This window comes from Aeromonas sp. s2, assembly GCF_040907935.1.
GTDB classification, from domain to species: Bacteria; Pseudomonadota; Gammaproteobacteria; order Enterobacterales; family Aeromonadaceae; genus Aeromonas; species Aeromonas dhakensis.
In genome coordinates, this window is sequence record NZ_JBFOCR010000025.1 from 43,572 (window position 1) to 55,989 (window position 12,418).

The 12,418-nt window shown below is 60.3% G+C and carries 12 protein-coding genes; 8 read left to right on the forward strand and 4 right to left on the reverse strand.

Features of this window, described 5'->3' with window-relative positions:
- Positions 1 to 97: 97 nt before the first annotated feature.
- From dnaA to gyrB, 4 genes are all read left to right on the forward strand, one after another.
- The gene (gene dnaA, locus AB5Y81_RS19250; protein ID WP_005307141.1) at positions 98 to 1,468 is read left to right on the forward strand and encodes a chromosomal replication initiator protein DnaA; all 1,371 of its coding nucleotides are present in this window, start codon (positions 98 to 100) and stop codon (positions 1,466 to 1,468) included.
- A gap of 83 nt (positions 1,469 to 1,551) precedes the next feature.
- Positions 1,552 to 2,655, forward strand: a complete 1,104-nt coding sequence (gene dnaN, locus AB5Y81_RS19255) for a DNA polymerase III subunit beta (RefSeq protein WP_005307138.1) — start codon at positions 1,552 to 1,554, stop codon at positions 2,653 to 2,655.
- A 2-nt stretch (positions 2,656 to 2,657) separates the two neighbouring features.
- Positions 2,658 to 3,761 (forward strand): DNA replication/repair protein RecF, encoded by a 1,104-nt coding sequence (recF, locus tag AB5Y81_RS19260; RefSeq protein WP_017787844.1) that lies wholly within the window; start codon positions 2,658 to 2,660, stop codon positions 3,759 to 3,761.
- Positions 3,758 to 6,169, forward strand: coding sequence for a DNA topoisomerase (ATP-hydrolyzing) subunit B (gene gyrB, locus AB5Y81_RS19265; protein ID WP_279485080.1), 2,412 nt, complete (start codon positions 3,758 to 3,760; stop codon positions 6,167 to 6,169). Before recF ends, gyrB begins: the two co-directional genes overlap by 4 nt.
- A gap of 101 nt (positions 6,170 to 6,270) precedes the next feature.
- Here gyrB and AB5Y81_RS19270 read toward each other — a convergent pair whose 3' ends face one another.
- Positions 6,271 to 6,648: a VOC family protein gene (locus AB5Y81_RS19270; protein WP_279485081.1), complete on the reverse strand. Its 378-nt coding sequence runs from the start codon at positions 6,646 to 6,648 to the stop codon at positions 6,271 to 6,273.
- A 66-nt stretch (positions 6,649 to 6,714) separates the two neighbouring features.
- Complete coding sequence (locus AB5Y81_RS19275) at positions 6,715 to 7,419, reverse strand: YafY family protein (RefSeq protein WP_010635611.1); 705 nt, start codon at positions 7,417 to 7,419, stop codon at positions 6,715 to 6,717.
- A gap of 236 nt (positions 7,420 to 7,655) precedes the next feature.
- Between AB5Y81_RS19275 and AB5Y81_RS19280 the strand changes: the two genes are divergently transcribed.
- Both AB5Y81_RS19280 and AB5Y81_RS19285 read left to right on the forward strand, forming a co-directional pair.
- On the forward strand, positions 7,656 to 8,069 hold the full coding sequence (locus AB5Y81_RS19280; RefSeq protein ID WP_010635612.1) for an Hsp20 family protein: 414 nt from the start codon (positions 7,656 to 7,658) through the stop codon (positions 8,067 to 8,069).
- Positions 8,070 to 8,162: 93 nt separating this feature from the next.
- A complete protein-coding gene (locus tag AB5Y81_RS19285; protein WP_042027063.1) occupies positions 8,163 to 8,603 on the forward strand; it encodes an Hsp20 family protein in 441 nt (146 codons plus the stop codon).
- Positions 8,604 to 8,676: 73 nt separating this feature from the next.
- On the opposite strand, the gene AB5Y81_RS19290 is transcribed toward AB5Y81_RS19285, so the two are convergent.
- Entirely contained in the window at positions 8,677 to 9,924 is a 1,248-nt protein-coding gene (locus tag AB5Y81_RS19290) for a valine--pyruvate transaminase (RefSeq protein WP_279485082.1), read from the reverse strand.
- Positions 9,925 to 10,206: 282 nt separating this feature from the next.
- On the opposite strand from AB5Y81_RS19290, the gene AB5Y81_RS19295 reads away from it, so the two are divergent.
- Positions 10,207 to 10,440 (forward strand): hypothetical protein, encoded by a 234-nt coding sequence (locus tag AB5Y81_RS19295; RefSeq protein ID WP_005307116.1) that lies wholly within the window; start codon positions 10,207 to 10,209, stop codon positions 10,438 to 10,440.
- Here the strand turns inward: AB5Y81_RS19295 and AB5Y81_RS19300 are convergent.
- Complete coding sequence (locus AB5Y81_RS19300) at positions 10,370 to 11,194, reverse strand: helix-turn-helix domain-containing protein (protein WP_005307115.1); 825 nt, start codon at positions 11,192 to 11,194, stop codon at positions 10,370 to 10,372. The genes AB5Y81_RS19295 and AB5Y81_RS19300 overlap by 71 nt on opposite strands.
- A gap of 92 nt (positions 11,195 to 11,286) precedes the next feature.
- Here AB5Y81_RS19300 and AB5Y81_RS19305 point away from each other — a divergent pair, with 92 nt between their 5' ends.
- On the forward strand, positions 11,287 to 12,414 hold the full coding sequence (locus tag AB5Y81_RS19305) for a multidrug effflux MFS transporter (RefSeq protein ID WP_279485083.1): 1,128 nt from the start codon (positions 11,287 to 11,289) through the stop codon (positions 12,412 to 12,414).
- The last annotated feature ends 4 nt before the right edge of the window (positions 12,415 to 12,418 follow it).

A 12,418-nucleotide genomic window follows, 5' to 3' on the forward strand; every position in this document is an offset into this window, starting at 1 on the left:
ATCTTATTTGCTGGATCCGCGAGGTCGCGGCTAGAGATCCAGCCGCTAAAAACGTAGAATAGCCGGTCTTTAGTTAATCAATCGACGGGAGTTTAGAGTGACTGCTTCGCTATGGCAGCAGTGCCTTAACCGGCTGCAAGATGAGTTGCCCTCGGCAGAATTCAGCATGTGGATCCGGCCGCTTCAAGCGGAGTTGAGTGACAATACTCTGACCCTGTATGCACCGAATCGTTTCGTTCTGGACTGGGTTCGAGACAAGTATCTCATCCGGGTGAACGGCATCATCAATGAGCTCTGCGGGGTCGATGGCCCCACCCTGCGTTTTGACATCGGCAATCGTCCCCATCCCGTCGCGGTGGCCAGGGCGCCGGCGCGGGGTGCGGATCCTGTGAATAACTCGCAGAAGAGCTGGGAAAGCAAGGCCGAGGCCAAGCCCGAACCGAACCACAAGAGCAACACCAACGTGAACTATACCTTCGAGAATTTCGTCGAGGGTAAGTCCAACCAGTTGGCCCGTGCGGCTGCCCGTCAGGTTGCCGACAATCCGGGTGGGGCCTACAACCCGTTGTTCCTCTATGGCGGCACCGGTCTGGGCAAGACCCACCTGCTGCATGCCGTCGGCAACGCCATCAAGGAGCGCAAGCAGGACGCCAAAGTCATCTACATGCACTCCGAGCGGTTTGTGCAGGACATGGTGAAGGCGCTGCAGAATAACGCCATTGAAGAGTTCAAGCGTTATTACCGTAGCGTCGATGCCCTGCTCATCGATGACATCCAGTTCTTTGCCAACAAGGAGCGCTCCCAGGAGGAGTTCTTCCACACCTTCAATGCCCTGCTCGAAGGCAACCAGCAGATCATCCTGACTTCGGATCGCTATCCGAAGGAGATCAACGGGGTGGAAGATCGTCTCAAGTCCCGCTTCGGCTGGGGCCTGACCGTGGCGATCGAGCCGCCTGAGCTGGAGACGCGTGTCGCCATCCTGATGCGCAAGGCGGACGAGAACCAGATCCACCTGCCGGACGAAGTGGCCTTCTTCATCGCCAAGCGACTGCGCTCCAACGTGCGCGAGCTGGAAGGTGCCCTCAACCGGGTGATCGCCAATGCCAACTTCACCGGTCGCGCCATCAACATCGACTTCGTGCGCGAAGCGCTGCGCGATTTGCTGGCGTTGCAGGAGAAGCTGGTCACCATCGACAATATTCAGAAGACGGTGGCGGAGTACTACAAGATCAAGCTGGCGGATCTGCTCTCCAAGCGCCGTTCCCGCTCCGTCGCCCGTCCACGCCAGCTGGCGATGGCGCTGGCCAAGGAGCTGACCAATCATAGCTTGCCGGAGATAGGTGATGCCTTTGGTGGTCGTGACCACACTACCGTGCTTCATGCCTGCCGCAAGATCGAGCAGCTGAAGGAAGAGAGTCACGACATCAAGGAAGACTATTCCAACCTGATCCGTACCCTTTCTTCCTGATGACGGAACTGAGTGCACAGATGCAGCTTGAACATGCCAACCTGATCCGAAACCTTTACTCCTAATCACAACGGAGAGCACAGATGCAGCTCGAAATTAGCCGTGAGGCCCTGTTACGTCCTCTGCAACTGGTGTCCGGTGCCCTCGGTGGCCGGCCGACCCTGCCGATCCTCGGCAACGTGCTGCTTGATGTCAGCAACGGTCTGCTGTCACTGACCGGTACCGACCTCGAAGTGGAGATGATCGGTCAGGTCTATCTCAACAGCGACAGTCAGGATGGCCGCACCACAGTACCGGCGCGCAAGCTGCTGGACATCTGTCGCGGTCTGCCGGAAGGGGCGGACATTCGCCTCAATACCGAAGGCGAGCGCCTGATCATCCGCTCCGGCCGCTCCCGCTTCAACCTGTCGACCCTGCCGGCCACCGAATACCCGAACATCGAGGATTGGGAATCCGTGCTCGAGTTCGACATCGGCCAGCTGGAGCTGAAAAAACTCATCGACGCGACCCAGTTCTCCATGGCCAGCCAGGACGTGCGCTACTACCTGAACGGCATGCTGTTCGAGAGCGAGGGCCATGGCCTGCGTACCGTGGCCACCGACGGTCACCGGCTGGCGACCTGCCGTCGCGAGGTGGTGAGCGAATCGCTGCCCGATCATCAGGTCATCCTGCCGCGTAAAGGCGTGCTGGAACTGGTGCGTCTGCTGGAAGCGGAAGACAAGCCGGTACGGCTGCAGATCGGCCGCAGCAACCTGCGCGCCGCCCTCGACGGCTTTATCTTCACCTCCAAGCTGGTGGATGGTCGCTTCCCGGACTGGCGCCGCGTCATTCCGCGCAACAGCGACAAGGCCCTGATCGCCGGTCGTGAGGATCTGCGCCAGGCCTTTGCCCGTGCCGCCATCCTCTCCAACGAGAAATTCCGTGGGGTGCGTCTCAATCTGCAGGAAAACCTGCTGCGCATCACCGCCAACAACCCGGAACAGGAAGAAGCCGAAGAGCTGCTTGACGTACAATACGAAGCCGGCGAGATGGAGATAGGTTTCAACGTCTCTTATGTGCTGGACGTGCTGAATACGTTAAAATGTGACCAAATCCGGATCAGCCTGAGCGATTCCATCAGCAGCGCCATTATTGAGGATTTTGACAGTCAGGATGCTCAGTACGTGGTAATGCCGATGCGGATCTAGTCGTGTCCCTGGTCAAACTCCAGCTCAGCGACTTTCGCAATATCCAGCAGGCCAGTCTCGCGCTGTCACCCGGCCTCAATATCCTGGTCGGGTGCAACGGCAGCGGCAAGACCAGCGTGCTGGAAGCCATTCACTACCTCGGTCTCGGTCGCTCCTTTCGCACTCACCTGACCGGGCGGGTCATCCGCCAGGGCGAGAGGGCGTTTACCCTGTTCGCCCAGTGCGAACTGGAAGGGCGCCAGGTGCCTATCGGCCTCGCCAAGGACAAGAGTGGCGAGACCCAGCTAAAGATTGCCGGTGCCCAGGCCCAGCGCCTGGCCGACCTGGCCGAGCTGCTGCCGGTGCAGCTGATCCACCCGGATGGCTTCAACCTGCTGACCGGCGGGCCCCAGGCTAGGCGGGCCTGGCTCGACTGGGGTGTTTTTCATCAGGAACCGACCTTCTTCTCCCTGTGGGGACGGGTACGGCGGCTGCTGAAACAGCGCAATGCACTGCTGCGCCAGAGCACCCAGTATCGCCAACTGGCGTTCTGGGATCAGGAGCTGGTGCGGTTGGGGGGAGAGCTGGCCGAGTTTCGCGCCAGTTATTGTCAGGCCATTACCCCCCTGATCAAGGAGATGACGGCGGACTTTTTGCCGGAATTCGACATCAGCCTTGGATTCTATCGAGGCTGGGAAAAAGATACCCCGCTCAATGAATTGCTGGAGGCGGGGTTTGAGCGGGATCGGACGCTGGGTTACACGGGCGTTGGTCCGCAGAAGGCCGATGTGCGCCTCAAGGCGAACGGCGTGCCCGCTCAGGATATTTTGTCCAGGGGTCAGCTGAAGTTGTTGGTCTGTGCCATGCGACTGGCCCAAGGGCTCTATTTGAATCAACATAGCAGCCGTGGCTGTATTTTTTTAATTGATGATTTTGCCTCTGAACTGGATGTCGACAAGCGCCGATTGCTGGCCGCAAGGCTGAAGCAGTGTGCGTCCCAGGTGTTCATTACCGCCATCGACACCGGTCAGCTCGCAGACATGATGGATGCGAATGACTGCAAGTTGTTCCACGTGGAACAAGGCAAGATCTCCGAAACGTTAGAGAAGGCAGAGAGTAAGCTATGAGTGAAAATACTTACGACTCCTCGAATATCAAGGTACTGAAGGGCCTGGATGCGGTCCGCAAGCGCCCGGGGATGTATATCGGCGATACAGATGATGGCTCGGGCCTGCACCACATGGTGTTCGAAGTGGTCGATAACTCCATTGACGAGGCGCTCGCTGGCTACTGCTCCGATATTCAGGTCAAGATCCACTCCGATGGTTCCGTCTCCGTCCGTGACAACGGCCGCGGCATTCCTGTCGACATTCACCCGGAAGAGGGTCGCTCCGCCGCAGAGGTCATCATGACCGTGCTGCACGCAGGCGGCAAATTCGATGACAACTCCTACAAGGTGTCCGGCGGTCTGCACGGCGTGGGCGTCTCCGTGGTGAACGCGCTCTCTGACAAGCTGTTGCTGACCATCCGTCGCAACGGTCACGTCTACGAGCAGACCTATCACCTGGGCGAGCCACAGGCTCCGGTCAAGCAGATCGGCGATGCCACCACCACCGGGACCGAAGTGCGTTTCTGGCCGAGCCCGACCATCTTCAGCGACACCCTGTTCCATTACGAGATCCTGGCCAAGCGCCTGCGCGAGCTCTCCTTCCTCAACTCCGGCGTTTCCATCCGTCTGATGGACGAGCGTGACGGCCGCGAGGCGCACTTCTGCTACGAAGGCGGCATCAAGGCGTTTGTCGAGTACCTGAACCAGAACAAGACCCCGATCCATCCGAAGGTGTTCCACTTCACCACCGAGCAGGACGGCATCGGCGTCGAAGTGGCGATGCAGTGGAACGACGCCTATCAGGAAGGGGTCTACTGCTTCACTAACAACATTCCGCAGCGTGATGGCGGCACCCACCTGGTGGGCTTCCGTACCGCGCTGACCCGTACCCTCAACTCCTACATGGACAAAGAGGACTACAGCAAGAAGGCCAAGTCTGCCGCCAGTGGCGACGACGTGCGTGAAGGTCTGATTGCCGTTATCTCCGTCAAGGTACCGGATCCCAAGTTCTCCTCCCAGACCAAGGACAAGCTGGTCTCTTCCGAAGTGAAGACCGCCGTCGAACAGGCGATGGGCGAGAAGCTGGCCGACTTCCTGCTGGAAAACCCGGGCGATGCCAAGATCGTGGTCAACAAGATCATCGATGCGGCCCGTGCCCGTGAAGCGGCCCGCAAGGCCCGCGAACTGACCCGCCGCAAAGGCGCGCTGGATATCGCTGGTCTGCCCGGCAAGCTGGCCGACTGTCAGGAAAAAGACCCGGCGCTCTCCGAACTCTACATAGTGGAAGGGGACTCTGCTGGCGGTTCCGCCAAGCAGGGTCGCAACCGGAAGAACCAGGCCATCCTGCCACTCAAGGGCAAGATCCTGAACGTGGAGAAAGCCCGTTTCGACAAGATGATCTCCTCCCAGGAGGTGGGCACTCTGATCACCGCACTGGGCTGCGGTATCGGTCGCGACGAGTACAACCCGGACAAGCTGCGCTATCACAACATCATCATCATGACCGATGCGGACGTCGATGGTGCGCACATCCGTACCCTGCTGCTGACCTTCTTCTATCGTCAGATGCCGGAAATCATCGAACGTGGCTATGTCTACATCGCCCAGCCGCCGCTCTACAAGGTGAAGAAGGGCAAGCAGGAGCAGTATCTGAAAGACGAGGATGCGCTGCTGCAATACCAGACCGCCATGGCGCTGGATGGTGCAACCCTGCACGTCAACGAATCCGCCCCGGCCATCGGTGGCGAGGCACTGGAGCGTCTGGTCAACCAGCATCGCGCCGTGACCCACCTTATCACCCGCATGTCCCGTCGTGCGCCGGAAGCCGTGCTGACCCAGCTGATCTATCAGCCGGAACTGAACGAAGCACTGCTGACCAGCGAGAGCGATCTGCAGGCCTGGTGCCAGAGCATGGAAGCCGTGCTCAACGAGAGCAACCACGGCATCCAGTATCAGATGCAGGTGCGCCGCGATGAAGAGCGCCGTCTGTTCGTGCCGCACGCCGTGGTACGTCAACACGGTGTCGACCGTGAATACCCGATCAGCTACGACTTCCTGCAATCCTCCGAGTACCGTCAGCTGGTCTCGCTGGGCAAGGAGATCGCCAACCTGATCGAGGAAGGTGGTTACATCAAGCGTGGCGAGAAGGTGAAGCCGGTCGCCAGCTTCGTCGAAGCGGTCGAGTGGCTGATGGGCGAAGGCAAGCGCGGCATCTACATCCAGCGCTATAAAGGGTTGGGTGAGATGAACCCGGACCAGCTGTGGGAAACCACCATGGATCCGGAAGCCCGTCGCATGCTGCGCGTCACCATCGATGATGCCGTTGGTGCCGACCAGCTATTCTCCACCCTGATGGGTGACGCAGTAGAGCCGCGTCGCGACTTCATCGAGACCAACGCCCTGCGCGTGGCCAACCTCGACGTCTAATTCGACGCATCAGTACGATATAAAAAAGCCGCTCCCTGTGAGCGGCTTTTTGTTTTCTGGGTGGAGGAAGTGGCCCGTTCCACGTGAAACATTGAACCCGATTACCCCAGTTCAGGTGCAGGGCAGTAGAGGCGCAGACGATGGCCGTCCGGATCGAGGGCCATACAGGTGTAGCCAAACTCCATCCGGGTCGGTGCCTGGATCAGGGTAAGCCCGCGTGCCTGCCACTCCGCAGACTGGCGATCGACGGCGGCATCATCGGGGAGGGCGAAGGCCAGCTCCATGGCCCCGGCAGTTTGGGTCACTGCAGGTTCGACCGTGGCGCTGGACCAGAGTGCCAGCCTGGCGCCTGACTCGAACACAAACATGGCAAAGGTGGGGGACTCCTCCACCGGGTGGCGGCCGAACAGCTCGCGGTAGAAGAGGGCGCTGCGGGTCGGGTTGGCAACGTAGAGGATGGTGAACTGGGGGACTAACATGGTGATGCTCCTTGCGGATGAGATGGCGCATCGGCGCCGACCCCATCAGCATGGCGCCGCCTGCTGTCAGTTTCTGTCAGCAATGAATCTGGGCTGCGGGATCTGCTGGCTGGCGCGCCACTCCTTGAGCAACCGTTCCCGATTGCCAGGATAAGGTTCCGCCTCCAGCCGCATCGCGCTGATCCTGTCCACCCGAAAGTGGCGAAAGCCCTGGCGCAGCTCGCACCAGGCCACCAGTATCCGCACCTGGTCGAAGTAGCCGAGGGCACAGGGCCAGACGGTGCGCTCCGAACTCGCTTCCTTGAGATCCCGATAGCTCAGGGTCACCTTGCGCTGCTGGCGGATGGCGCTGCGCAGCGGAGCCTCATCGACGGGGCTGTCACCGCGAGCGGTGCCGATCAGCAGGGCATTGGCATGCAGCTGTTGGCGATAATCGGCGGGCAGCACGGCCTCTATCTTGGCCAGCGCGCTGCTGGCGGCGGTGCTGAGGGCATGATCGGCATGGGCCGCCACCCAGCGTGAGCCCAGTACCAGTGCATCCAGTTCCTCTTCGCTGAACATCAGCGGCGGTAGCATGAAGCCGGGGCGCAGGACATAGCCGATACCCGCTTCCCCCTCGATGTGGGCGCCCTGTGCCTGCAGGGTGGCGATATCCCGATAGAGAGTGCGCAGACTGATGCCAAGCTGGCTGGCCAGCTCGCTGCCGGTGATGGCGTAGCGGTGGCCTCGCAGCAGTTGCAGCAGGGCCAGCAGGCGTTCGGAACGAGACATGATGTGACTCCTCAAGATCTCCGCTCAGGGTGCCATGTTTGTGACTGGAGGAGGAAGCCCAATAAGGAAAAAGCCAGCAAATGGGCGGAGAGAAGATTTTTCGATCAGGGCCCTTGAAAGCCGAAAGTGGGCCCCTATATAGATAACAAGGCCGGAACGCTCGACAGAGGTTTCGGCCAGGCGCCCGTCCATCAGGAGGGCAAACAATCGGTTATCGCTCAAAAGAGGATAATACTATGCGTTCTATCGACTTTTCTCCGCTCTATCGTTCTGCCATCGGTTTCGATCGTCTGGCCAATCTCATCGAATCTGCGGCCAGCAATGGCAATGCCGGTTATCCCCCCTACAACATCGAGCAGCTGGGTGACAGCGACTACCGCATCAGCATGGCTGTGGCGGGCTTTACCCAGGAAGAGCTGGAGCTGAGCTTCCAGGAGAATCTGCTGACGGTGAAGGGCAACAAGCAGGCCGATACCGAGCGCAACTATCTCTATCAGGGGATTGCCGAACGTGGTTTCGAGCGCCGCTTCCAGCTGGCCGACTATGTGCGGGTTAAAGGGGCCGATCTGAAGAACGGTCTGCTGCACATCGACCTGGTGCGCGAAGTGCCCGAGGCGATGAAGCCCCGCAAGATCGAGATCAACGGCTGATAGCCTGACCTCGTTGCATTATTGATGTTTCCCGGGTGCCGATTGACGGGCCCGTGGAGAGTAAACCCTGTTGCTTTATAGAAGGATAGGATCATGCGTAACCTCGATTTTTCTCATCTCTATTCCAATGCCGTCGGCTTCGAGCGGATGGCCCGTGAGCTGGAAGGCCTGTTCGATCAGAAGACCTCGGCCTACCCCCCGTACAACATCGAAAAACGCGATCACGACAGCTACCTCATCACGGTTGCCGTGGCTGGTTTCGATCGCAATGAGCTGGAGCTGGAGACCGAAAACGGCACCCTCAAGGTGAAGGGGCGCAAGGTCGCCTCCATGGGCGAGCGCCAGTTCCTCCATCAGGGGATCGCCGAGCGGGACTTCGAGCTCGCCTTCAAGCTGAGCCAGCATGTAGAGGTGCAGGGCGCCAAGTTGGAGCATGGTCTGCTGACCATAGAGCTGGCCCGCGAGCTGCCGGAGGCGCTCAAGCCCCGCGCCATCCCCATCGGCAAGCCCGAGCAGTTGGCGCTGCCCGGCTAAACAGTACCGCTGACTAGCTGATAGAAGAGAGGCCTGCATTTGCAGGCCTCTTTTTTTCATGCCGAAGGGGGAATCAACCGTAGAGGGCGTTGATCTCGTCGGCCAGGATGGCGATGCCGCGCCGCACCAGCTCCTCGCTCTGGGAGTAGTTGAGGCGGATGCACTCCCGGCTGTGACGCCACTCCGGATCGTCGATGCCAGGGAAGAAGTAGTGGCCCGGCACGATCAGCAGGTTCTTCGCCTTCAGTCGCTCGTACAGCTCCTGACAGTGGATCGGCAAGCCTTCGAACCAGAGCCAGAGGAAGAGGGCACCTTCCGGCTTGTGGATGTGGAAGCGTGGGTCGGGGATGGCCTCGCGCAGCAGTTGCACCGCCAGCTCCGCCTTCTGCCGATAGAAGGGCTTCACCACCTGCTCGCTGAGGGCGATGATCTCGCCACTCTCGATCATCGGAATGGTGATGGCGGGGCCCAGACTGCCCGGTGCCAGATTGATGATGCCGCTCAGGTTGGTGATGGCCTGAATGATCTTCTCGTCGGCGATGACGATGCCGCAGCGGGTGCCCGGCAACCCCAGCTTGGAGAGGCTCATGCAGAGGATGGTGTTGGCGTTCCAGAACGGCTTGGCCTCGCTGAAGATGATGCCAGGGAAGGGGACGCCATAGGCATTGTCGATCAGTAGCGGAATGCCCTTGTCGCGGGCGATCTGATCGAGGTGCTCGATCTCTTCATCGGTCAGCACGTTGCCGGTCGGGTTGGTCGGCCGGGAGACGCAGATCACCCCGATGTCGTCACCCACCTGCAGGCTCTCGAAGTCCACGTGGTACTTGAACTGGCCGTTGGGCAGTTTCTCGATGGTGGGCTTGTAGGCCACGAAGTAGTTGTCCGCCAGAGCCGAGTCGGCATAACCGATGTACTCGGGGGCGAGCGGGAACAGTACCTTCTTCTTGCGGCCATCGGCAAATTCGCCCGCCAGCAGGTTGAACAGATAGAAGAAGGCGTTCTGGCTGCCGTTGGTCAGGGCGATGTTGCGGGCGGAGATCTCCCAGCCCAGCTCCTTGCTGAGCAGGGCCGCCAGCGCCTTGGTGAACCTGTCCTTGCCCTGGGGGCCATCGTAGTTGGCCATCGCCTTCACCAGCTCGCCGTTGTCGAGCAGGCTCTTGGCCTCGGCCTGAAAGCGTTCCAGCATGGCGGGGATGGGGGCTGGGTTGCCGCCACCCAGCATGATGGCGTCCGGATTGGTCAGCCCCTGATTAAGGTCATCCATGAGTTGGGTAATACCGGCATGGCGAGTGAACTTCTCGCCGAACAAGGAAAATTCCATTCGGTGACAGATCCAGAGTCAGTTACGGGGGAGCTAGCACCATAGCTCAGTTTAAAAGCGGGTGTCGATCAAAAAAATGGGACGTTCCACGTGGAACAGCAGGCAAAATCTAGTGTGGTGAAAATAACCACTTGTTGGTTCAATCCTGACTACAGAATGTTTTCCAACTGGCGCCATTTATTATCTAAAAACAATTAATTTAAACAAAATCATGTTGTTATAGATGTGGCACGACAATTGGAATAGTTATCTGGTCATCTCAACCACACCGGAGCACACCAGATGAAAATCCTGATCGCAACCTTGATTGCCAGCAGCCTGAGCCTGAACGTCATGGCCGACGAATACCCCAGACCCGAACTGGACAGCGTCAAGCTGGAGCAGGAAATATTGGCCCAGCAGCAGCAGGCCTCCCATGCCGTGGTGGCGGAAGCCATTCACAACCTCAAGCCGCTGGCGCTGGATACCCTGGTGGTGGAGGCGAGCTCGGCCGATGCGACTCACCCCGAGAGTTGAGATAGCGCAAGGGGGTCTGCCCCGTGTGTTGCCTGAAGAAGGCGATGAAGGCGCTGTCGCTGGCGAACTCCAGCGCAGCCGCCACCCGGCTGATGGGCTCGGCTTCTGCCAGCAGCTCCAGCGCCCGCAGCAGTCGCCACTGCTGACGCCAGGCCTGGTAGCTCATGCCGGTCTCCCGCATGAAGATGCGGCCTATGGTCTTGTCACTGGCACCCACCCGTTCGGCCAGCCGGTTGAGCCGATCGGGCAGGGCATCGCCCTGTTTCACCTCCTGCAGCCAGCCGGCCAGACGCACGTCTGACGGCAGCGGCAACTGCCAGGATTCCCGCGGCGCTTGCGCCAGCTCCTCTTTCAATAATGCCAGTGTGCAGGTCTGCTCTGCCTCCGGCTTGTCCCACGGCCAGAGCGCCATCCGTTCGATGATCTCCCGCAGCAGCGGGTTGACCGCCAGCACCGCCATCTCGGCCGGCAAGCCGGGCTCCGGCTGGAAGTAGAGGGAGCGATAGGCCACCACCCCGCGCATCAGCACCCGATGGGGCAGACCCGCCGGCAACCAGGCGGCCCGCGTCGGCGGCAGCAGGCAGACCTGATCGTCCAGCTCTATGGTCATGCAGCCAGCCTGGGCGAACAGCAGCTGATGGCGCCTGTGCTGGTGGCGGCCAGAGTCGTGCCAGCCGAGGGCGGCGGCGATACCGATGGCACTGCCGTCGTGCTGGTCCGGATCAAAAGGGTGATCGGGAAGAATAAAGGCCATGTGTCCGATTCTTGATGTTTATAGTCTTGCTTATTGTAATCGGACAATTGGCGTCACTCTAGAATGACGGCCTCTAGTGAAGGAGGTTTGTCATGAACAACAAGTTGCCACCGCTCTGGCTGGTGGTTGGGCTGATGATGTTTCCGCAGATAGTGGAGACCATCTACAGCCCGGTACTGACCCATATCGCAACTGAGTTTCGGGTGAGTGAGGGGCAGGCATCCCAGACCCTGTCGGTCTATTTTCTGGCGTTTGCGGCGGGCGTGGTGTGCTGGGGTCGGTTGTGCGATCTCATCGGTCGGCGCCCAGCCATGCTGGCGGGGTTGCTGACCTATGGTGCCGGCACCCTGCTGGCGTTGCTGGCCACCCAGTTTGAAACCCTGCTGCTGGCCCGGGTCATTGCAGCCTTCGGTGCCGCCGTGGGCTCAGTGGTGACCCAGACCATGCTGCGCGACAGCTATCAGGGCAGCGATCTGGCGCGGGTCTTCTCGGTGATGGGCATAGCGCTCTCCCTCAGCCCAGTGCTGGGGCTGGTGAGCGGCGGACTGCTGGCCGATGGTTTTGGTTATCTCGGGGTATTTGGCGCCCTGCTGGCACTGGCAGTCGGCTTGTTGCTGATGGCCTGCCGGCAGTTGCCGGAAACCCGACCGATCACCACCCAGCGAGTGGCACTCTGGCCGCTGGCATGCCGGATGGTGCGTGATACCGGTTTGTGGTGGAGCGCCGCTCTGGTGGCCCTGTTCAACACCATGCTGTTCGGCTACTACAGTCTGGCGCCGTTTCTGTTTGCCGATCTGGGGCTGAGCGCGGGTGAGTTTGGTTACTCCGGTATCGTGCTGGCACTGGCGACCCTGGGGGGCAGCCTGCTCAACAAGCGTCTGCTGGGACGTGGCTGGTCGCCTGCCTCCCTGATCAGGTTCGCCGCCGTGTTGGCGCTGGGCTCGGGTTGGCTGGTGTGGGCCAGCCAGGCGTCGCTCTGGTTTCTGCTGCCCATGACGGGGGTGGTGGTAGCATTCGGGCTGGCGATCCCCAATGTGCTGAGCCAGGCGTTGCTGGCCTATCGGGAGGTGGCAGGCAGTGCTGGCGCCCTGTTCGGGCTCGGTTACTATCTGCTGCTCAGCCTGGGGTTGGCGGTTGCTGCCAGTTTGCAGGATCTCGGTCTGCTGCTAGGTGGCTGCGGTCTGTTGGCCCTGTGTTGTTGCTGGCGTCGTTCCACGTGAAACA